This is a genomic window from Streptomyces sp. NEAU-sy36, from assembly GCF_013423905.1.
GTDB classification, from domain to species: Bacteria; Actinomycetota; Actinomycetes; order Streptomycetales; family Streptomycetaceae; genus Streptomyces; species Streptomyces misionensis.
In genome coordinates this window covers 231,349-252,720 of record NZ_CP058977.1, presented here as the reverse complement: position 1 = coordinate 252,720, position 21,372 = coordinate 231,349, and the positions used below count along the sequence as shown (strand labels likewise).

Annotated in this window: 18 protein-coding genes; 6 read left to right on the top strand and 12 right to left on the bottom strand. The window is 72.3% G+C overall.

What is annotated here, in order from left to right; genetic code table 11:
* Positions 1-58: 58 nt before the first annotated feature.
* On the bottom strand, positions 59-1,864 hold the full coding sequence (locus tag HZZ00_RS01145; RefSeq protein WP_180330460.1) for a prolyl oligopeptidase family serine peptidase: 1,806 nt from the start codon (positions 1,862-1,864) through the stop codon (positions 59-61).
* An 83-nt stretch (positions 1,865-1,947) separates the two neighbouring features.
* Here HZZ00_RS01145 and HZZ00_RS01140 point away from each other — a divergent pair, with 83 nt between their 5' ends.
* Both HZZ00_RS01140 and HZZ00_RS01135 read left to right on the top strand, forming a co-directional pair.
* Positions 1,948-2,787: a bifunctional 2-polyprenyl-6-hydroxyphenol methylase/3-demethylubiquinol 3-O-methyltransferase UbiG gene (locus HZZ00_RS01140; protein WP_257585594.1), complete on the top strand. Its 840-nt coding sequence runs from the start codon at positions 1,948-1,950 to the stop codon at positions 2,785-2,787.
* A 44-nt stretch (positions 2,788-2,831) separates the two neighbouring features.
* Positions 2,832-3,629, top strand: coding sequence for an SURF1 family protein (locus HZZ00_RS01135; RefSeq protein WP_180330459.1), 798 nt, complete (start codon positions 2,832-2,834; stop codon positions 3,627-3,629).
* A gap of 37 nt (positions 3,630-3,666) precedes the next feature.
* Here the strand turns inward: HZZ00_RS01135 and HZZ00_RS01130 are convergent, their stop codons facing one another.
* The 7 genes from HZZ00_RS01130 to HZZ00_RS01100 form a co-directional block, all read right to left on the bottom strand.
* Complete coding sequence (locus HZZ00_RS01130; RefSeq protein WP_180330458.1) at positions 3,667-4,818, bottom strand: hypothetical protein; 1,152 nt, start codon at positions 4,816-4,818, stop codon at positions 3,667-3,669.
* Between the two features lie 58 nt (positions 4,819-4,876).
* Positions 4,877-5,563 (bottom strand): SigE family RNA polymerase sigma factor, encoded by a 687-nt coding sequence (locus tag HZZ00_RS01125; protein WP_180330457.1) that lies wholly within the window; start codon positions 5,561-5,563, stop codon positions 4,877-4,879.
* 327 nt (positions 5,564-5,890) lie between these two features.
* Positions 5,891-6,946: an aspartate-semialdehyde dehydrogenase gene (locus HZZ00_RS01120; protein ID WP_180330456.1), complete on the bottom strand. Its 1,056-nt coding sequence runs from the start codon at positions 6,944-6,946 to the stop codon at positions 5,891-5,893.
* The gene (locus HZZ00_RS01115) at positions 6,943-8,214 is read right to left on the bottom strand and encodes an aspartate kinase (protein ID WP_180330455.1); all 1,272 of its coding nucleotides are present in this window, start codon (positions 8,212-8,214) and stop codon (positions 6,943-6,945) included. Before HZZ00_RS01115 ends, HZZ00_RS01120 begins: the two co-directional genes overlap by 4 nt.
* A 194-nt stretch (positions 8,215-8,408) precedes the next feature.
* Positions 8,409-9,071 carry a DUF5063 domain-containing protein gene (locus HZZ00_RS01110; protein WP_180330454.1) on the bottom strand — a complete coding sequence of 221 codons (663 nt, stop codon included), beginning with the start codon at positions 9,069-9,071 and terminating at the stop codon, positions 8,409-8,411.
* Complete coding sequence (gene recR / locus HZZ00_RS01105) at positions 9,064-9,663, bottom strand: recombination mediator RecR (protein ID WP_180330453.1); 600 nt, start codon at positions 9,661-9,663, stop codon at positions 9,064-9,066. Before recR ends, HZZ00_RS01110 begins: the two co-directional genes overlap by 8 nt.
* Before the next feature lie 51 nt (positions 9,664-9,714).
* A complete protein-coding gene (locus tag HZZ00_RS01100) occupies positions 9,715-10,059 on the bottom strand; it encodes a YbaB/EbfC family nucleoid-associated protein (RefSeq protein WP_070024151.1) in 345 nt (114 codons plus the stop codon).
* Positions 10,060-10,295: 236 nt separating this feature from the next.
* Between HZZ00_RS01100 and HZZ00_RS01095 the strand changes: the two genes are divergently transcribed.
* Positions 10,296-11,045: an SLATT domain-containing protein gene (locus tag HZZ00_RS01095; protein ID WP_180330452.1), complete on the top strand. Its 750-nt coding sequence runs from the start codon at positions 10,296-10,298 to the stop codon at positions 11,043-11,045.
* Between the two features lie 211 nt (positions 11,046-11,256).
* Here HZZ00_RS01095 and HZZ00_RS01090 read toward each other — a convergent pair whose 3' ends face one another.
* On the bottom strand, positions 11,257-12,786 hold the full coding sequence (locus tag HZZ00_RS01090; RefSeq protein WP_180330451.1) for a substrate-binding domain-containing protein: 1,530 nt from the start codon (positions 12,784-12,786) through the stop codon (positions 11,257-11,259).
* A gap of 133 nt (positions 12,787-12,919) precedes the next feature.
* On the bottom strand, positions 12,920-14,740 hold the full coding sequence (locus HZZ00_RS01085; protein ID WP_180330450.1) for a serine/threonine-protein kinase: 1,821 nt from the start codon (positions 14,738-14,740) through the stop codon (positions 12,920-12,922).
* Positions 14,741-14,939: 199 nt separating this feature from the next.
* On the opposite strand from HZZ00_RS01085, the gene HZZ00_RS01080 reads away from it, so the two are divergent.
* From HZZ00_RS01080 to HZZ00_RS01070, 3 genes are all read left to right on the top strand, one after another.
* A complete protein-coding gene (locus HZZ00_RS01080; protein WP_180330449.1) occupies positions 14,940-16,295 on the top strand; it encodes an aspartate aminotransferase family protein in 1,356 nt (451 codons plus the stop codon).
* A gap of 116 nt (positions 16,296-16,411) precedes the next feature.
* Positions 16,412-17,110, top strand: a complete 699-nt coding sequence (locus HZZ00_RS01075) for a GntR family transcriptional regulator (RefSeq protein ID WP_074992660.1) — start codon at positions 16,412-16,414, stop codon at positions 17,108-17,110.
* Between the two features lie 98 nt (positions 17,111-17,208).
* Positions 17,209-17,859, top strand: a complete 651-nt coding sequence (locus tag HZZ00_RS01070) for a hypothetical protein (RefSeq protein WP_070024159.1) — start codon at positions 17,209-17,211, stop codon at positions 17,857-17,859.
* An 81-nt stretch (positions 17,860-17,940) separates the two neighbouring features.
* On the opposite strand, the gene HZZ00_RS01065 is transcribed toward HZZ00_RS01070, so the two are convergent.
* Complete coding sequence (locus tag HZZ00_RS01065) at positions 17,941-19,764, bottom strand: bifunctional UDP-sugar hydrolase/5'-nucleotidase (RefSeq protein WP_180330448.1); 1,824 nt, start codon at positions 19,762-19,764, stop codon at positions 17,941-17,943.
* A 223-nt stretch (positions 19,765-19,987) separates the two neighbouring features.
* The gene (locus tag HZZ00_RS01060) at positions 19,988-21,271 is read right to left on the bottom strand and encodes an adenylosuccinate synthase (protein WP_070024163.1); all 1,284 of its coding nucleotides are present in this window, start codon (positions 21,269-21,271) and stop codon (positions 19,988-19,990) included.
* Positions 21,272-21,372 lie beyond the last annotated feature (101 nt).

The window sequence follows — 21,372 nt, the reverse complement described above, 5'->3', positions numbered from 1 at the left end:
GCCCGCCGCCGGCGCGGCGGGCGGGCCCGTTCGGTGGTGCTCCGGCCGGGTGGGGCGGCTACGCCGGGAGGTGCCTCTTGGCGAAGTCCAGTTCCAGGGAGACCTGCTTGATGCGCTCGTCGGCGACCAGGGAGCCGTGGCCGGCGTCGTAGCGGTAGACCTCGTGGGTGGCGCCGCGGGATTCGAGACGCTTGACGTAGTTGTCGATCTGCCGGATGGGGCAGCGGGGGTCGTTGACGCCCGCCGAGATGTAGACGGGGGCCTCGACCCGGTCGACGTAGGTGAGCGGGGAGGACGCCTCGAAGCGCTCCGGGACCTCCTCCGGGGTGCCGCCCAGCAGGGTGCGGTCCATGGCCTTCAGGGCCTCCATCTCGTCGTGGTAGGCCGTGACGTAGTCCGCGACCGGGACGACCGCGATGCCGACCGCCCACGCCTGCGGCTGGGTGCCGAGGCCGAGGAGGGTGAGGTAGCCGCCCCAGGAGGCGCCGGTGAGGACCAGGCGGGCGGGGTCCGCCAGGCCGGAGGAGACCGCCCAGTCCCGGACGGCCGCCACGTCCTCCAGCTCGATCAGGCCGACCCGGTGCTTGAGCGCGTCCGTCCACGCGCGGCCGTATCCGGTCGAGCCGCGGTAGTTGACGCGGATCACCGCGTACCCGTGGTCGACCCAGGCGGCCGGGCCCGCGGCGAAGGAGTCGCTGTCGTGCCACGTCGGGCCGCCGTGCAGGTCGAAGACGGTGGGCAGGGGGCCGGTGGCCCCCGCCGGCCTCTGGATCAGGGCGTGGACGCGGCCGCCGGGGCCCTCCACCCACACGTCCTCCACCGGAACCGACGGCGGGCACGCCATCCCCGGCGGGTCCAGGACCACCCCGCCGGAGGTGGACCGCACCGCCGGCGGCTCGGCGGCCGACGACCACAGGTACTCCACGCTGCCGTCCGGGCGGGCCGTCGCCCCGGAGACCGAGCCGGGCGGGGTCGGGACACGGGTCAGCTCACGGCTCGCCAGGTCGTAGCGGAACAGCTCGCTGCGGGCCTCGAAGCTGTGCACGATCAGCAGGCCCGAGCCGTCCGGGTACCACTCCGCGGCCACGTCACCGGGCAGCTCCAGCGCGAGGTCCGTCTCCTCCCCGGACACCACGTCCCACACCAGCGGCTCCCAGCGGCCTCGGCGCTGGTGCCCGACGAGCAGCCGGTTGTCGCCCTCCACCGGCGCGAAGCCCAGCACCTCCAGGCCCAGCTCCTCGGTGCCGCCCTTGGTGTCGTCCAGCTCGGCGACCGGGGTGCCGTCCGGGCGCAGCACGCGCAGCGCCGCGTGCATCGCGTCGCCGTGCTCGGTGTGCTCGATGACGAGCAGCGAGCCGTCGTGGGAGATGTCGCCCACGCCCGCGGACTCGCGGTGCCGGTAGATCTCCACCGGCTCCTCGCCCGCGCGGGCCAGGTGGATCGTCGTGCCGTCCTCGTCCGTGGAGCGGCCCACGACCGCGGTGCGGCCGTCGCGGGCCAGGGCGAGGCCGGCCGGGTAGGAGGGGGCGAGGCCCGGGACGGCCGGTTCGTCCGCGCCGCCGGCGAAGGGCTGGCGGCGCCAGACGCCGAACTCGTCGCCGTCCTTGTCGTCGAACCACCAGATCCAGGCGCCGTCCGGGGAGAGCACGCCGCTCGTCGTGCCGTTCGGCCGGGCCGTGGCCTGGCGCTGCTCGCCCGTCGCGCGGTCCCACGCGTACAGCTCGTACGTGCCCGTCGCGTTCGACACGAACAGCGAGCGGTGCGGTGCGTCCTCCGCCCAGTCGGGCAGCGACACGCGCGGCGCGCGGAAGCGCTTCTCCCAGTCCGGCATACCCGAGGTGTCCGGCGTCCTGCTCTCACTCATCGCCCCAGTCATGCGCCCATACTGCCTGGCCGCGCGGACAATTGTGTGGCGGGTGGGCACAGCCTGTGGATAACTTTCCGCGCATGACCGCACAGACGCCGTCCACATCCGCGCCCGAGGGCTGGCGGGAGGACAACCGGGCCATGTGGGACGAGCGGGTGCCCGTCCACGTGGACAGCGACTACTACGACCTGGACGGCTTCCGCGCCCGCCCGGACGTGCCGCGGGACTTCGAGACCGCCGAGGTCGGCGACGTCACCGGCAGGAGCCTGCTGCACCTCCAGTGCCACCTCGGCCTCGACACCCTCTCCTGGGCGCACCGCGGTGCCGCCCGCGTCGTCGGCCTGGACTTCTCCGGGCCCGCCGTCGAGGCGGCCCGCTCGCTCGCGGCCGACCTGGGGTACGGGCCCGAGCGCGCGGCCTTCGTCACCGGCGACGTGTACGACGCGGTCCGGGCCGTGCCCGAGGCGTCGTACGACATCGTGTACACCGGGCTCGGCGCGCTGTGCTGGCTGCCGGACATCCGGCGGTGGGCCGAGACCGCCGCGTCCCTGGTGGCGCCGGGCGGCTTCCTCTACCTCGCCGAGTTCCACCCGATCACCGAGGCCCTGGACGACGCGACCGGCAGCCGGGTGGTGCGCGACTACTTCTCCCGGGACGCACAGGTGTACGACGAACCCGGCACCTACGCCGACCGGGAGGCCGTCACCGTGCACAACCGCAGCGTGGAGTGGCAGCACACGCTCGGGGACGTCGTCTCGGCGCTCGCCGCGACCGGACTGCGCCTGGAGTTCCTGCACGAGCACGACGTCTCGCTCTTCCCGCGCTTCGAGAACTTCGAGGTGCGCGACGGCTACCACCGCTTCCCCGCGGACCACCCGCGGCTCCCGCTGATCTACTCGCTGAAGGCCGTCAAGGACTGACCCTGCGGTCCGGGCGGCGGGGCGGGCGCCGTACCGTGGAGGGCGTGTACCGGTTTCTGCTGACTCCGCGCTGGTGGGGCATCAACGTCTTCGTGCTGCTCGCCATCCCCTTCTGCATCTTCATGGGGTCCTGGCAGCTGAGCCGGTTCGAGGGGCGGGTGCAGGAGGAGCACGCCGCGAACCGGCAGGCAGCCTCCGACAGCTCCGAGGCGGCACGTCCGCTGGACTCGATGCTGCCGGTGGACAAGGCGACGTCCGGGCGGCGGGTGACCGCGCACGGACAGTACGGGACGCAGCTGCTCGTGCCCGGCCGGCAGCTCGACGACAAGGACGGGTTCTACGTCCTGACGCTGCTGCGCACCGGCACCGGCAAGGCGCTGCCGGTGGTGCGCGGATGGCTGCCGGGCAAGGCCGACGCGGCGAAGGCGCCCGCGCCGCCGCGGGGCGAGGTCACCGTCACCGGCGCGCTGCAGGCGTCCGAGACGCCGGGGGACAACGGGGTGAGCGCGCAGGGCGGGCTGCCGGCGGGGCAGACGGCGGCGATCAGCTCGGCCTCGCTGGTCAACCTCGTGCCGTACCGCCTCTACGACGCGTGGGTGACGCTGGACAAGGCCGACGCGGGGATGAAGGCGGTGCCGGCGGCGGCCCCCGACGGCACCGGGCTGGACCTGAAGGCGTTCCAGAACCTGGGGTACACCGGCGAGTGGTTCGTCTTCGCCGGGTTCACGGTGTTCATGTGGTTCCGGCTGCTGCGGCGCGAGATCGAGGCCGCGCGGGACGCCGAGCTGGGCCTGGTGCCCGAGGAGGACGCGGCGCCGGTCACGGTGTCCTCCGCCGGCTGAGCCAGCTTCGCCGCTCGCGGCCGGGCGGGCCCGGATGCTACGACCCGGCCAGCAGCCCCGTGTAGTACACGGTCCCCGCGCACTCCCCCGTCACCACGGTGGACGCCGTCGGGGAGCCGGCCTGGGCGGTGTGGGTGAGCAGGATGTTGCCGTTGGGCGGGGTGTCCCCGGAGCCCAGCTGGGTGGTGGCGCCGGAGGGGCCGCCGGTGTCGGCGGAGCCGTCCGTCGCGGTCGGCGTCGGGTCGGGGGTCGCGCCCCCGCCGGCCGGGCCGCCGGTCGAGCCGCCGCCCGTGGGACAGGTCTCGGAGGGCACGAAGGCGAACTTCTCCTCGTACGCCGAACCCGGCTGGAGGACCAGCCCGCTCACCTCCTGCGAGGGGTCGGGCAGCCCGGTCGCCGCGTCCCCCGCCGCATGCCGCACGACGATGATCTTCGCCGGTTCCGCGGCTCCCTGCGCGCTCGCGCCCACCGTGCCCGCGCCGTCGACCGTACAGGCGCTCGCGGAGACGTTGGTGACGTGGAACGTGCCGTAGACGACCCCCGCGGAGTCCGGCGCGTCCGTGCTGCCCGTGGCGGAGCCCAGCTGGGCCGCCGTGCACACCGGGACGCCCGCGGCCAGGGTGGCCGACGGATCGGCGCCCGCGGCCGAACCCGCGCCCGCGCCGCCGGCCTTGCCCTTCTCCCCGGGCTTGCCCGGCTCCTTGCCGGGCTGGGCCGGCCGGCCGTCGGCGCCCTTGCCGCCGCTCGTCTCGCCGCCCTTGTCCCGGCCGTGCCCGGTGCCGGACTTGGCCTGCGAGGACTGGCCGGCCATCGCGGTGTCGGGGTCGCTGCCGCCGGAGCCGGAGACATGGACGAGGGCCGGGATGGCCGTACCGAAGAACAGGGCGGCCGCGGCCATGCCGACGGCGGCCTGACGCTTGCGGGCCCGCCGCGCGGGCACCGCCCGGCGCAGGTGCTCCAGGGAGCCGGTGCGCGGCTCGATGCCGTCGACCGCGGAGTGCAGCAGCAGTCGCAGCACCGCCTCGTCCGACCCGGGTCCGCCGAGCGCCGGAGCCGGTTCCCCGGACTCCGGGCCGCCGTCCGGTCCGCCGGAGCCCTCGCCCTCACCGAAGGAGTCCCGCGGCCCCTGGACGTCGTCCGCGGCCGGAGCGAGCCCCTCGGTGTTCCTGTCGTCGGGGCCGTGGTTCACAGTTTCGTTCCCAGCGTGCGATGACGTGTGGTGGTGGCGTCGCGGTGCAGTCCCTCGTTCATACGGGTTGCTCCATGGCCACCCGCAGCGCGGCGATCCCGCGCGAGCCGTACGCCTTCACCGAGCCCAGGGAGATGCCGAGCGTCTCGGCGACCTGGGCCTCGGTCATGTCCGCGAAGTAGCGCAGGACCAGCACCTCCCGCTGGCGGCGCTGCAGCCCCTTCATCGCCTTGATGAGGTCGCGGCGCTCCAGCTGGTCGTACGCGCCCTCCTCCGCGCTCGCCATGTCCGGCATCGGCTTGGAGAGGAGCTTCAGGCCGAGGATGCGCCGGCGCAGCGTGGAGCGGGAGAGGTTGACCACCGTCTGCCGGAGGTAGGCGAGGGTCTTCTGCGGGTCGCGGACGCGTTTGCGCGCCGAGTGGACGCGGATGAACGCCTCCTGGACGACGTCCTCGCAGGAGGCGGTGTCGTCGAGGAGGAGCGCGGCGAGACCGAGCAGGGAGCGGTAGTGCGCCCGGTAGGTCTCGGTGAGATGGTCGACGGTGGTGCCGGCGACGGCCTCGGTGGCCGTGCCCGCGGTGGTGTCCTCAGCGCCGTCTCGCTGACCGGGTATGCGGGCGGGCCGCGCGGCGGGCATGGGCGCGATCACCGGCATGCCGCCGGGCGTACGGGGCCGCAGTGCCGCACGCGGCGGCCGAAGGGCCGCCGTGCCGCGGGCCGCGGTGAGTTCGAGTACCTCTGCCACGCCAGTTGGACACGTCTGCCCCCGTCAGGGTTGTACGTGCCGGGCGTCACATGTGCGACAGCCGGCGGTGCCTCAAGTGCCGTCATGCGTCCCGCTCTTCCCCTATGTCCGATATGGACGGGCATCCCCGCACCCGGTCCGTTCGCGGCGTCCCCACGCCCCTCACCCCTCGCCCCGAAGAGTGACCGCAAAGACGCTCCCCGCCCTGCGCGCGGTTGCGGAGGGCGGGGAGGCACATCTTCTGTCGCCGAGAGGGACGGCTCAAGCGGTTTCGACCATGGAACCGACCATATTTCTCACACAGATCCTACAAAGCGGCATCACGCGTCACCCGGCGGACTCCCGGGCGACGAGCTCCGCGATCTGTACGAGGTTCAGTGCGGCACCTTTGCGCAAATTGTCGCCGCAGACGAAGAGTTCGAGCGCGGTCGGGTCGTCCAGCGCCCGCCGCAGCCGGCCCACCCAGGCGGGATCGGTGCCCACCACGTCGGCGGGGGTGGGGAACTCGCCGGCCGCCGGGTCGTCGCACAGCACCACGCCGGGCGCGGTGGCGAGGATCTCGCGGGCCCCGGCGACACCGGTCTCGCCCTGGAAGCGGGCGTGGACGGTGAGCGAGTGGGTGGTGACCACCGGCACCCGGACACAGGTCACCGAGACCGGCAGCCCGGGCAGGGAGAGGATCCGGCGGGTCTCGTCGCGCACCCGCAGTTCCTCCGAGGACCAGCCGTCCTCGGCCGCCGTACCGGCCCACGGCACGACGTTCAGCGCGACCGGCTCGGGGAACGGGCCGGTCCGCTCGCCCACGGCCCGCCGTACGTCACCGGGCGCGGTGCCCAGCTCGGTGCCGGCGACCAGGGACAGCTGGGCCCGCAGCGTCTCCACACCGGCCCGCCCGGCCCCGCTCACCGCCTGGTACGACGACACCACCAGCTCGCGCAGCCCGTACTCGGCGTGCAGCGCGGCCAGCGCGACGATCATGGTGAGGGTGGTGGCGCCGGGGTTGGCGACGATGCCGTGCGGGCGGTTGCGCACCCGGTGGGCGTTGACCTCGGGCACCACCAGGGGGACGTCGGGGTCGGCGCGGAAGGCGCCGGAGTTGTCGACGACCACCGCGCCGCGCGCGACGGCGAGGGGCGCCCATTCGGCGGCGACCGGCTCCGGCACGTCGAACAGGGCGATGTCCACCCCGGCGAAGGAGTCCTCGGTCAGGGCCGCCACCTCGACCTCCTCCCCGCGCACGGACAGCTTGCGGCCGGCCGAGCGGGGGGAGGCGAACAGACGGATCTCGCCCCAGACGTCCGCGCGCTGGGACAGGATCTGGAGCATGACCCGGCCGACGGCTCCGGTCGCTCCCACGACCGCGAGCGTCGGCTTGGCGGTCATCGGCCGGTGCCTCCGTAGACGACGGCCTCGTCGGTGTCGGAGTCCAGCCCGAAGGCGGTGTGCACGGCGCGCACGGCCTCCGGCACGTCGTCCTTGCGGGTGACCACGGAGATGCGGATCTCGGAGGTGGAGATCAGCTCGATGTTCACGCCCGCGTCGGACAGCGCCTCGAAGAAGGCGGCGGTGACGCCCGGGTTGGTCTTCATGCCCGCGCCGACCAGCGAGATCTTGCCGATCTGGTCGTCGTAGCGCAGCGAGTCGAAGCCGATGCCGCCGCGGCTCTTCTCCAGGGCGTCGATGGCCTTGCGGCCCTCGCTCTTCGGCAGCGTGAAGGAGATGTCCGTCAGGCCGGTGGAGGCGGCGGACACGTTCTGCACGACCATGTCGATGTTGATCTGGGCGTCGGCGATGGCCCGGAAGATCGAGGCGGCCTCACCCGGCTTGTCCGGCACGCCGACGACCGTGATCTTGGCCTCGGAGGTGTCGTGCGCGACACCGGAGATGATGGCCTGCTCCACCTTCTTGTCCCCAATCGGCTCACTGCTGACCCACGTGCCCTGCAACCCGCTGAAGCTGGAGCGGACGTGGATCGGGATGTTGTAGCGGCGGGCGTACTCCACACAGCGGTGGAGCAGCACCTTGGAGCCGGATGCCGCGAGCTCCAGCATGTCCTCAAAGGAGATCCAGTCGATCTTCCTGGCCTTCTTCACCACGCGCGGGTCGGCGGTGAACACGCCGTCGACGTCGGTGTAGATCTCGCAGACCTCGGCGTCGAGGGCGGCGGCGAGGGCCACGGCCGTGGTGTCCGAACCACCGCGGCCGAGGGTGGTGATGTCCTTCTTGTCGGCGCTGACGCCCTGGAAACCGGCGACGATCGCGATGTTGCCCTCGTCCAGCGCGGTCCGGATGCGGCCGGGCGTGACGTCGATGATCCGGGCCTTGTTGTGGACCGAGTCGGTGATGACGCCGGCCTGGCTGCCGGTGAAGGACTGGGCCTCGTGACCCAGGTTTTTGATCGCCATGGCCAGCAGCGCCATGGAGATACGCTCTCCGGCGGTCAGCAGCATGTCGAATTCACGCCCGGCAGGCATCGGAGAAACCTGCGCGGCGAGATCGATCAGCTCGTCCGTCGTGTCGCCCATCGCGGAAACGACGACGACAACCTGGTTGCCGTTCTTCTTCGCTTCCACGATCCGCTTGGCGACGCGCTTGATGCCTTCGGCATCGGCTACGGAGGAGCCTCCGTACTTCTGCACGACAAGGCCCACGTGCGCTCCTCGCTCGGTTCGTTTGTGTCGGCTCAGTCTAACGAGCGCCCGAAATCCACCACCCTGCTGCCGCATGGTGAGACATCCGCCGATGGGGCCCCGGGCGCCCGCTTCCGCAGGGCCTCCTGCCCGCCCCGCGCCGGGCCACGCGAAACGTGCCCCGGGTCACAGCCCGGGGCCGCGGCCCGGCCGGCTCACATCCCCGGCCGGATGCCCAGCGGGCCGCCGATCTCCTCGGCCATGACGCGGCCCGCCTCGAACTCCAGGGTCTCGTCGCCCATCGGGGTCTGGTCGGTGTCCAGTCCGTCCAGCTCCTCCAGGGGCTGGTTGAGCCGGACGTGGATGAGCACCGACTGGAGGGCGCGCAGCACCGCGGAGGCCGTCGAGCCCCAGTTGGAGAAGTAGGAGAACTGCCACCACCACAGCGCCTCGGTGGTGCGGCCCGCGCGGTAGTGGGCCATACCGTGGCGCAGGTCCGTGATGACGTCGGCGAGGTCGTCCGAGATCCGGGCCGGCACCGGGGCCTTGCGGGGCTCGTAGGGGTCGAAGACCTCGGAGTAGACGTCGACCGGCTCCAGCAGCCGGGCGAAGTTCTCGCGCAGGGCGTCCACGTCGGCCTCCGGCCCCGGGTCGGGCTCGTAGCGCTCGTCGGGGACGATGTCCTCGTGGGCGCCTAGCCGGCCGCCGGCCAGCAGCAGCTGGGAGACCTCCAGGAGGAGGAACGGGACGGCCGAGCCGGGCTCGTCGCCCTTGGCCACCTCCGTGACGGCGACCAGGAAGCTCTCGACCTGGTCCGCGATCTGGACCGCGAAGTCGTCGGGGTCCTGCGACGTGGCGTGCAGCGTGGCGTCAGACATCTAGGAGTCTTCTCCCCTCGAAGGCGCGGCCGAGGGTGACCTCGTCCGCGTATTCCAGGTCGCCACCCACCGGGAGGCCGCTGGCCAGGCGGGTGACCTTCAGGCCCATGGACTTGATCATGCGGGCGAGGTACGTGGCCGTCGCCTCGCCTTCGAGATTCGGATCGGTGGCCAGGATCAACTCCGTGACCGACCCGTCGGCCAACCGCGCGAGAAGTTCCCGTATACGCAGGTCGTCGGGTCCCACGCCCTCGATCGGGCTGATGGCGCCGCCGAGCACGTGGTAGCGGCCGCGGAACTCGCGGGTGCGCTCGATCGCGACGACGTCCTTGGGCTCCTCCACGACGCAGATCACGGAGGGGTCGCGGCGCGGGTCACGGCAGATGTTGCACAGCTCCTCCTGCGCGACGTTGCCGCACGTCGCGCAGAAGCGGACCTTCGCCTTGACCTCCAGGAGCGCCTGCGCGAGCCGCTTCACGTCCGTCGGCTCGGCCTGAAGCACGTGGAAGGCGATCCGCTGCGCGCTCTTGGGACCGACGCCGGGCAGCCGCCCCAGCTCGTCGATGAGGTCCTGGACCACGCCTTCGTACAACGGACTGCCCTTCCTGGAGACCTTTCGGTACGTACGCTAGTGGGGACGGCCTCAGAACGGCAGACCGGGGATGCCCGTGCCGCCGCCCAGGCCCTGCGCCAGCGGGCCGAGCTTCTGCTGCTGGAGCGCCTGCGCATTCTCGTTGGCCGCCTGCACGGCCGCCACGATCAGGTCGGCGAGGGTCTCGGTGTCCTCCGGGTCCACCGCCTTGGGGTCGATCTTCAGTCCGCGCAGCTCGCCGGCGCCGGTCACGGTGGCCCGCACCAGGCCGCCGCCCGCCTGCCCGTCGACCTCCGTCTCCGCCAGTTCCTGCTGCGCCCGCTGCAGGTCCTGCTGCATCTTCTGCGCCTGCTGGAGCAACTGCTGCATGTTGGGCTGGCCACCACCGGGGATCACGATCAGCTCCTCTACGTCTTTCTCCTTGGCACGAGCCTACGTGGTCCAGGCGGCCCTCGCGCCGCCACTCTTTCGAGTGAGGGAGACGACGGATCTATACCTGATCAAGGCCCTCTTCCGGGCGGAAAAGCAGGGAAAGTCCCGACCGGGCCACCCGTTGGGCGGTAGGAAGGGTGACGCACGTCGCCAGGGAATGTCACGCCACGTGACCGGTCGTGATCAGTAGGGAGTGCCGGGTGGGTCAGCCGGAGATGCAGCCCGAGGGGCCGCCTCAGGACGGGCGGGGCGAGGGCGCGCCCGGTCCCCGGCCGGGCGATCTGACCGGCCGGGCCCTGCCGCCCGGCGACTGGGGCGAACCCGGCGAGCGGCTGGACGAGTTGTACCGCTGGGTGGAGCACGGCGCGCTGCGCACGGCGGACTGGTACCTGCGGGACCGGCTGTGGAAGCGGCGCGGGGCGCGGGTGCTGCGGGCCGGGGCGGCGGCGGGCGCGGTGACCGGGGTGGCCCTGCCGCTGCTGGACCTGACCGGGATCACGGCCGGCGCGGCCCGCTGGGGGTGCCTGGCGCTGCTGCTGGCGGCCGCCTGCGCCGGTGTCGACCGGTACTTCGGGGTGACGTCCGGCTGGATGCGGGACGTGGCGACGGCGCAGGCGGTGCAGCGGCGCTTGCAGGCGCTCCAGTTCGACTGGGCGGCGGAGGGCATGCGGGAGGTGCTGGGCCCGGCGGAGGGGACGGCGAGCGAGGCGGCGGAGCGGTGCGTGGTGCTGCTGCGGCGGTTCTCGGAGGACGTGACGGAACTGGTGCGGGTGGAGACGGCCGACTGGATGGGGTCGTTCCGCGCGGGCGCGGCGCCGATGGGGCTCCAGGGGGTGGTGGGGTGCGTGCCCCGGCAGGAGGCGGGCGGCCACGGCGGCCGGTTCCCGCTGCCGCCGGTGGGCGGGGCGCGCCCGAACATGCCGCGGCAGCGGCCCCCGGAGCCCCGCTGAGCCGGGACCGGAACGGGTCACCCGCGCGGGGCGGCGGACCGCACCGCCCCTAGGGTCTTTCGTTTGGATCAGGCCGGATCAAGGAGCGGGGTCTGGTGCGTGCAGATGCAAGGCGGAGGAGGGAGTCAACGCGGAGCGTTGGCGACCGACGACAACGCCGCAGATGTGCGTGCCAGACCCCGCGAGCCCGGCATGATCCAGACGAGAGGCCCTAGGCACAGAGCTTCAGGCCCTCCGGGGTCCAGCACGGCACGTGTCCGTGCGTGCGGATGACGTCCTGGCCGTTCCCCCGGGTCAGGTACGTCAGGAAGCTGGAGGCGAGGGAGTCGGCGGGCGGGCGGCCGTAGGTGTAGGCGTACTCGATCTCCCGGTAGGGGTACCGGCTGTGGTCGTGCTCGATCGCGTCCACCGACGGCGCGTCCCCGTCCAGGGCGAGCACGCGCAGCCCCTTCGCCCCGGTCGCCGAGTTCAGCTCGCTGTAGCCGATCGCGCCGGGCAGCCGCGCGACCTCGGTCAGCACCTGGTGGGTGGAGTCCAGTTCGCACCGCGCCACCGGCGCCGACGGATAGTCCGTGTGCACACAGTCGACGGACGTGTTCGCCATCTCGCCCTGTCCCAGCACCCGCCGCTGGAACACCTGCCGCGTCCCGGAGTCGGCGTCCCGGCTGACCAGGCGCACCGGCAGCGAACGCCCGCCCAGCTGCGCCCAGTTGGCGATCTCCCCCCGGTACAGGCGGCGCACGTCCGCCGTGGACAGGTTCCGCAGCCCCACGTCGTCGTTGACGACGAGCGCGAACACCGACAACGCGACCCGGTTCTCCCGCAGCCGGGACAGATCACCGGGCCGGGGCCCGTCCGAGAGGGCGACGACGGGCGGCGCCCCCTTGCCCTTGCGCGCGGCCCCCTCGGCCGCCAACTCCCGTGTCCCGGCGGTCGATCCATGGGCGTCGACGGTGATGACGGAGCCCTGGCAGTCCTGCTCGTACTTCTTCGCCGCCTCCTGCGCCACCGGCTCGAACGCCGTGGACCCGACCACGGTCAGCGTGCCCTTCTCGCAGCCGATCGGCGGCGGGGTGTCGTCGCGGGCCACCACGATCGCGGCCAGGGTCACCACGCACACCGTGAGCATGATGGTGATGCCGCGCGAGGCCCGGCTGAACAGCGGCGGCTTGTCGTCCGGGGTGGCGCTGCGGTTGGGGTGCACCTCGCCGTCCCGGATGCCGCCGATCAGCCGTATCCCGCGCCCCACGTCCCCGCCGGTCAGCAGCACCAGCAGCTTGAAGTGGTCGCCCTTGTTGAGCGGCACGGGAGGGATGCGCAGGGTGTTGCCCTCGTAGCCGAAGCCGTGCTCCCCGGTGAAGTGGTCCATCAGATGGCCGGTGTCGCTCGGCTGGGTCACCGAGACCCCGCGCACGGTCCGGTCGGTGAACACCGCGGTCAGGCCGTGGTCCTCGGGACCGGTGTAGTCGGCGCGGTCGATGCCCAGCGAGCCGTCGTTCTCGATGCGCAGCAGCACCAGCGTGGCGTCCGACATGCCCGGCACCTCGTCGAACAGCCCGAGCCGCCGGTTGGCCCGCCCCGACCGCACGTCGTCGCCTATGGCGTTGTCCATCTGGACGCGGTAGCCGATCCGCTTGCGCCGGGGCACCCGCCGCTCGTACCAGACCATGCCCGCGGACGCGACGATGCCCAGCAGCGCCGTACCGACGGCGACGACGTTCTCCGCGCTCAGCCACTCCATGTGGGTGCCCCCGCAACTCCCCGGAGCCGGATGGGGAAGCCACGGTACGCGCGCGCAAGGGCACGAACCGGACACGTCCGCGGAAGTTCGCCGGACGTTCAACCACCTTGGCGCACAAGGCGGTTGGGCGCCTTCACTGCCTCGCGTACGTCAGGCTTTCGCCGCCGCCCTGCTGCACCCGCCGCAGCCGCCCGTCGGGCAGCAGGCTGACCTCGGTCGCGTCGCCCGGGGTGCAGGAGGAGGCGGGTTCACCACTGGTCACGGTGGACGGCCCGATCTCCAGCGGCCCCCGGCCGAGCGGCGCCTGGCTCAGCGGGGCGGCGAAGACGCAGTGGTAGTCCGGCCCGTCCGCGACCAGGGTCAGCACGCTGTCGCCCACCCCGCCCTGGCGGATGGTGAGCCGGCGGGTGCTGGTGCCGGCGGCGTTGTCGATGGTCGCGCGCCAGGTGCCGAGGTAGGCGTCCGGGACCGCGCCGCCCGCGGAGGGGGAGGCCGAGCCGGGACCCGGGCCGCGCTCGCCCGAGCCGGTGGGCGACACGGAGCCGGACACGGGGGCGGGCGCGGCCGTACCGCCGTCCTTGCCGTCGGTGCCGCTGTTCAGCAGCGCGTACACCGAACCGCCGGCCCCGAGCGCGACGACCAGCGCGATCACGACGAGCAGCGCGGTCGACCGCCCGCTGCGCCGCTCGGGCTCCCCGGGCTCGGTCCCGTACGGCTGGTACGGCTGGTACGGCGGGCCCTGATACCCGGTCCGGCCGACGGGCTCGGGGGCGTCCGGCGCGAAGTACGGGGGCCGCGCGCCCTGCTGGGGGTGCTGCTGGGGGTGGCCGTACGTCCCGGGGGCGGCCGGCCACCCCGGCGGGGCCGGCCGGCCCGGCACCACGGTCGCCAGCCGCTCGGCGCCCCCGCCCTCCGTGGCCGGCTCTCCCCCGTCCAGGACGGCGGCGTGCTCCGGCGACGCGTCCGGCCCGCCCGCGCCACCGGGCGCGGACTCCGGCCCGGCGGCGCCGGTCCCCGTCCTGGCCCCCGCCGGCTCCTCGACCTCCAGCAGCTCCACCGCGTGCCGCCCCAGCTGGGCCACCAGGGACCCGGGCAGCCAGGGGTCGCGGGAGCGGCCGCCGTGCACCGTGTCCTGCGCGCCGGTGCGGTCCAGCAGGTCGTCCAGGGAGGGCCGGGCCGCCGGGTCCTTGCGCAGACAGCCGCGGACCAGGTCGGCGATCCCCTCCGGCACGCCCGCGAGGTCGGGCTCCTCCCGGGCGATGCGGAACATCAGCGCGTGGATGCCGCCGCCGGCGTTCCCGAACGGCATCCGCCCGGTCGCCGCGTAGGCCAGCACCGAGCCCAGCGAGAACACGTCGCAGGCCGGGGTGACCCGGTCCCCGCGTACCTGCTCGGGTGCCATGAACCCGGGTGAGCCGACCAGCGAGCCGGTGACGGTGAGGTGCTCGCCGCCCGCGCCGGTCGTCTCCAGCGCGCGGGCGATGCCGAAGTCGATCACGCGCGGCCCGTCGATGGTGACCAGCACGTTCGACGGCTTCAGGTCCCGGTGCACGATCCCGGCCGCGTGGATGTCCTTGAGCGCGTGGGCCAGCCCGGCCGCGAGGATCCGCACCGACCGCTCGGGCAGCGCGCCGTGCTCGTGCCCGACGACGTGCCGCAGGCTGGGCCCGGCCACGTACCCGGTGGCCACCCACGGCACCGCCGCCTCGGTGTCCGCGTCCAGGACCGGCGCCGTCCAGTACCCGCCGACCCGCCGCGCGGCCGCCACCTCCCGCCGGAAGCGGGCCCGGAACTCCTCGCGCGCGGCCAGCTCCTCGCGGACCAGTTTCACGGCGACCGTGCGGCCCCGCTCCGACCGGGCGAGGTAGACCTGACCCATGCCTCCCGAACCGAGCCTGGCCAGCAGCCGGTACCCCCCGATCTCCAGCGGATCCCCAGGCCCGAGTTCCTCCATGACCGCCCGCCCTTCCCACCCCGTCGGCTGTGCAACGGGCCCGAGAATAATCGCGTCCCCGGGCGCGTCGGAGCCTCGCTCTCCACGGTTCCGTAACAGGACACGGCGCCCGATGTCGACAACCTGTCGTGGATTGCGCCCGCCCACGGAACAGGACGCCGATACCGCTTCCGCATCGCGGACATTTACGCTCGCCCGCATGACCCCTCAGCCCAATTCCGGAGCCGGCGCCGCAGTGAAGGCCGCGGACCGCGCGCACGTCTTCCACTCCTGGTCCGCGCAGGACCTCATCGACCCGCTCGCCGTCGCCGGCGCCGAGGGGTCGTACTTCTGGGACTACGACGGCACGCGGTACCTGGACTTCACCAGCGGGCTCGTCTACACCAACATCGGCTACCAGCACCCCAAGGTCGTCGCGGCCATCCAGGAGCAGGCCGCGAAGATGACGACGTTCGCGCCCGCGTTCGCCATCGAGGCGCGTTCGGAGGCGGCCCGGCTGATCGCCGAGCGCACCCCCGGCGACCTGGACAAGATCTTCTTCACCAACGCCGGCGCCGACGCCGTGGAGCACGCGGTGCGCATGGCCCGGCTGCACACCGGCCGCCCCAAGGTGCTCTCGGCCTACCGCTCGTACCACGGCGGCACCCAGCAGGCCGTGAACATCACCGGCGACCCGCGCCGCTGGCCCTCCGACAGCGGCACCAGCGGTGTCGTGCGCTTCTGGGCGCCCTTCCTGTACCGCTCGCGCTTCTACGCCGAGACGCAGGAGCAGGAGGCCGCACGGGCGCTGGAGCACCTGGAGACGACGATCGCCTTCGAGGGCCCCGGCACGATCGCCGCGATCATCCTGGAGACCATCCCGGGCACGGCCGGGATCATGGTGCCGCCGCCCGGTTACCTCGCCGGGGTGCGCGAGCTGTGCGACAAGTACGGCATCGTCTTCATCCTGGACGAGGTCATGGCCGGATTCGGCCGTACCGGCGAGTGGTTCGCGGCCGATCTGTTCGACGTCACCCCGGACCTGATGACCTTCGCCAAGGGCGTGAACTCCGGCTACGTCCCGCTCGGCGGCGTCGCCATCTCCCAGGAGATCGCCGAGACCTTCGGCAAGCGTCCCTACCCGGGCGGCCTGACCTACTCCGGGCACCCGCTGGCCTGCGCCGCCGCCGTCGCCACGATCAACGTGATGGCCGAGGAGGGCGTGGTGGAGAACGCCAAGCGGCTCGGCGAGACGGTGCTGGCCCCCGGCCTCGCCGACCTGGCGGCCCGCCATCCGAGCGTGGGCGAGGTCCGCGGCACCGGCATGTTCTGGGCGCTGGAGCTGGTCAAGGACCGGGAGACCCGCGAACCGCTGGTGCCGTACAACGCGGCCGGCGAGGCGAACGCGCCGATGGCCGCGTTCGCCGCCGCCGCCAAGAAGCACGGTCTGTGGCCTTTCGTGAACATGAACCGCACCCATGTGGTGCCGCCGTGCAACATCGGCGAGGCCGAGCTGAAGGAGGGCCTGGCCGCCCTCGACGCCGCGCTGGCCGTCGCCGACGAGTACACGGTGTGACGGTCCAAAGCTGCCGTGGGCCCCGGCCGAACGCGTAAGGTGACGTGCTCGTAAGACCCGTAAGAATTGGTCAAACGTGCGAGCACGTCACCCGTACGCGTGAGGAGAGACCGGCCATGCCCGGCAATGGCACCGCCGTCACCCGCAGCACCCTGCGGCAGCAGATCGCGGACGCGCTCCGTGACGAGGTGCTGGCGGGGCGGCTGCGACCGGGCCGGGCGTTCACCGTGAAGGAGATCGCCGAGCAGTACGGCGTCTCCGCCACCCCCGTCCGCGAGGCGCTGGTGGACCTGTCCGCGCAGGGCATCCTGGAGGCCGACCAGCACCGCGGCTTCCGCGTGCCCGAGTACTCCCTCGCGGACTACCGGTACATGATCGAGGCCCGCAACCTGGTCACGGACGGCATGTTCCAGGCCCTCGCGGCCGGTCACCCCGCCTTCGCCGCCCCGGCCGAGGACGCGCGCACCGCCGCGACCCTGGCCACGGTGCGCCGCCGCGGCGAGGAGGCCCAGCGTGCCGCCACCGCGGGCGACCTCACCGTGCTGATCGGCTACGACCTGCGCTTCTGGCGCGAGCTGGGCGCCTTGTTCGGCAACCCCTACCTCGGCGACTTCCTGCACCGGCTGCGGGTCCAGGCCTGGGTCTGCGCGGTCCAGCACCTGCGCCGTCTGCCCACGCTGCGCGGCCGGCTGTGGGCCGGGCACACGGAGCTGGTCGAGGCGCTGGCCCGGCGGGACACGGAGACGGCGCGGACGACGGTGGCGGCGGCGAACGCGCACTCGCTGGCGTTGCTGGAGGATCTGTCCGACAGCTGAGGGACGTGGGGGTATGGGAGGCGTGGCGCACCGATTACGCTTCCCAGACCACCTGCCGCCGTGCGTGTCCGCGCGGCCGCCGATGCGAGGAGCTCTCTTTGGCCTGTGACCTGTGGCTGGTACCGCTCGTGGACGTGTTGTGCCACACCCCGGACAACCCGTTCGCCGAGGAACTCGCGCACTACAACGACGCGTTGGCCGCGGCCGGGCTGCCGCCGGTGCCGGTGTACCAGTACATGCCGGGGCTGTCCGGCGAGGTCGCCCCGGTCGCCGGCTTCGACTACGACGCCCTGCACTTCCTGCGCCGCGCCTATCTGCTCCAGGCCTGCGGTCTGCCGGTCACCCCGGTGGACGAACTGGGCGGCGACTACGAGCAGTTGCTGGAGATGTTCGAGTCCACGGCCCAGCAGTCACATCTGGTGTGGCACTACGACCACGCGGGCGCGTACGTCCCGGTGGACTTCCCGCACCCCCTGTCCAACGACGAACTCCTCGCGGGTGGCGGGCCATTGGGCTCCTCCCAGGCGCTGCTGCGCGAGCTCCAGTACATCGCCCCGGGCATCGGCATCGACCCGGCCAACCCGCCGGCGCCCCCGGCTCCGCCGACGGCTCCCACGGAGCTGGAGGAGCCGGCCGCCCCGACGCCCTACGACCCCAGCCCCTTCGCCCGCGAGCGCCACGTCTGGCTGGGCCTGCACGCGGCCACGACCCGGTCGCTGGCCCAGGGCTCGATGATCGTCTTCAGCTGAGCCCCACCGCCGCCGGACCGGCCCGGCGCCCACCCCGCGGCCGGGCCGGGCCGGGAGTGGACGCGCGAAGGCCGGCGCACGTCAGAAGACCGGCGTGCCGTCCTGGGTCAGCTTCCAGTTGGTGACCGCGAAGTCGGCCGGGTCGAGGGACTTGGTGGCGGTGACGTAGTCGATCATCAGCTGCCGGATCTCGTTGGTGGAGCTGTAGGCGATCTCCGCCGAGGCGATGTGCGGGTAGCCGGAACCGCCGTTGGCCCGGTAGTTGTTGACGGCCACGACGAAGACCTGGTCGGCGGCGACGGGGGCGCCGTCGTAGGAGAGGTTCTTGATGCGGGAGCCCTCCGGCTGGGCGATGTCGATCTCGTAGTCGACGCCGGCCGCCGTGTCGTACATGTAGTCCCAGAAGCTGTTGGCGTTCGTCAGCGTGGCGGTGTCGACCTTCGTGCCCGCCGGCACCTGGTGGTAGTACTTCGCCGCGTACTCCAGGTAGTCCTTCAGCTGGGCGCCCGTGAGCTTCTTTCCGTACAGGGTGTTGTCGTAGATGTAGAGCCCGGCGATGTCCTTGATGGTGACGTTGCCCTGCGGGATCTCGGCGGTGCGGCTGAACGGCGCGGCCACCGAGATCAGCGGGAGGGCGGCGTCGGCGGCCGACAGGCCCGTCTTGACCGTCTCCATCTGGACCTTGTGGATGAAGTCCATGATCGGGACGTCCTTCCAGCAGGAGTCCGCCGCCGAGAGGTCCGCCGTGCAGGTGCCGACGGGCGTGTTGACGTACTTCACGACCAGCTCGTGGTCGGCCTCCAGGAGCTTCTTGATCTCCGGGTCCTCGGCCACGCCGTTGGGGTTGAGGGTCTGCGCCTTCTTGCCCGTCACCTTCCACTGGCCGTGGCGGAGTTCGAGCTCGAAGTCGAAGACGCTGAGGCGGTAGCCCCAGCAGTACGGCTCGGACAGCAGCACGTCCTCGCCGGTCTGCTCGTTCTTGACGGTGTACGACGGCACCTCGACGTGGGTGTGGCCCACGAGGATCGCGTCGATGCCCGGGACCTGCTCGGCGACCAGGTTGGAGGCGTTCTCGACGTAGGGCAGCTCGTCGCCCCAGGAGGAGGAGCCGTCCAGGCCGGAGTGGTCGGTCAGGAAGACGACGTCACAGCCGAGGGCGCGCAGCCGGGGCACGTACTTCTTCGCCTGCTCGACGAGGCCCGGGAAGACCAGCTTGCCGCCGACGTTGTCCTTGTCCCAGATCGCGATGCCGGGGTTGGTCAGGCCGAGGATGCCGACCTTGATGTCGGGGGCGCCGGGGACCTCGATGCGCTTGACGGTGTACGGCTCGAAGGCCGGGCGCAGCGACGTGGCGTGCAGGGCGTTGGCGCCGAGCAGCGGGAAGTCGCACTGGGACTCGAACTTGCGCAGGGTGTCGATGCCGTAGTTGAACTCGTGGTTGCCGAGCGCGGCGGCGTCGTAGCGCATGTGGTTCATGGCGGTGGCCATCGGGTGCCTGGGGCCGCGCTTGCCGTCGGTTCCGGTGATCGGGTCGACGCGGGCGAAGTAGTAGGCCAGGGAGGTGCCCTGGATGATGTCGCCGGCGTCGACGAGCAGCACCCGGTGCTCGCCCTTGGCCTCGCGCTGCTGCTTGATGAGGGTGGCGACACGGGCCACGCCCACCGAGTTGCCGGCCTTGTCGGTGTAGGGGGCGTCGGCGTAGTAGTCCCAGTCGAAGACGTGGCCGTGCAGGTCGGTGGTGCCCAGGATGGAGAACGACCAGGTGCGCGGAGCCTTTTCGGGGTGGTGACCGCGGTCGGCCGCCTCGGCGGTACCGCCGGAGACCGCGCCCGCCGCCGCGACGGCGGCGCCGGTCACGGCCGACTTCTTCACGAACTCCCGGCGGTTCATGCGACTGTGGGTCATTCAAGGCTCCTGAGACTGGAGTTGGTGCGGGCGGAGGGGCGTTCCAAAGGCGGAGGCTACCCGCGTAGATCGTGCTCGCGCCCCTCATCGCCGCAAACCAGTAAATGACCATGTCCAGGTCAAGGATGGGTCATCCGGGCCGGAACACGGCAGCGCCCGCCGGGTCCGCGTGGAGGCGGACCGGCGGGCGCTGCCGCACGGTGAACCGGAGCCTTCCTCCGGCTTACAGGAAGGAGTTGACCTCGATCGTCTCGTCCCGGCCCGGACCCACGCCGATCGCGGAGATCGGGGCGCCGGACATCTCCTCCAGCGCCTTGACGTAGTTCTGGGCGTTCTTCGGGAGGTCGGAGAAGGACTTGGCCTTCGTGATGTCCTCGCTCCAGCCCGGCAGGTTCTCGTAGACGGGCTTCGCGTGGTGGAAGTCGGTCTGGGAGTACGGCAGTTCCTCGACCCGCTTGCCGTCGATCTCGTACGCGACGCAGACCGGGATCTGCTCCCAGCCGGTGAGCACGTCCAGCTTGGTGAGGAAGAAGTCGGTCAGGCCGTTCACCCGGGTCGCGTACCGCGCGATCACCGCGTCGAACCAGCCGCAGCGGCGGTCACGGCCGGTGGTCACACCGCGCTCGCCGCCGATCCGGCGCAGCGCCTCGCCGTCCTCGTCGAACAGCTCGGTCGGGAACGGGCCGGCGCCGACGCGGGTGGTGTACGCCTTGAGGATGCCGATGACCCGGCTGATCTTCGTCGGGCCCACGCCGGCGCCGGTGCAGGCGCCGCCGGCGGTCGGGTTGGAGGAGGTGACGAAGGGGTACGTGCCGTGGTCGATGTCGAGCAGGGTGCCCTGGCCGCCCTCGAACAGCACGACCTTGTCGTCCTCCAGGGCCTGGTTGAGGATCAGGACCGTGTCGGCGACGTACGGCTTGATCTGCTCGGCGTAGCCCAGCAGCTCCTCGACCACCTGGTCGGCGGCGATGGCGCGGCGGTTGTAGAGCTTGGTGAGGATCTGGTTCTTGACGTCGAGGGCCGCCTCCACCTTCTGCTGGAGGATCGACTCGTCGTACAGGTCCTGGACCCGGATGCCCACGCGGTTGATCTTGTCGGCGTAGGTCGGGCCGATGCCGCGCCCGGTGGTGCCGATCTTCCGCTTGCCGAGGAAGCGTTCCGTCACCTTGTCGACCGTCACGTTGTACGGCGTGATGACGTGGGCGTTGCCGCTGATGAGGAGCTTGGAGGTGTCGACGCCGCGCTCGTTCAGACCGCTCAGCTCGGAGAGCAGGACCGACGGGTCGACGACGACACCGTTGCCGATGACCGGCGTACATCCGGGAGAGAGGATGCCGGAAGGGAGGAGGTGGAGTGCGTACTTCTGGTCGCCGACGACGACCGTGTGGCCGGCGTTGTTGCCGCCCTGGTATCGCACCACATAGTCCACTGATCCACCGAGCAGGTCGGTGGCCTTCCCCTTGCCCTCGTCACCCCACTGAGCACCGAGCAGCACAAGTGCGGGCACGCGCGTACACCCCTTCCGGGCGGGGCATGTCCAAGGTCAGGGGCGTGGGCGTAAGGTTCACCGCCGCGTGCCACCGCGACCGTCGTTGGCCGCACAACCGT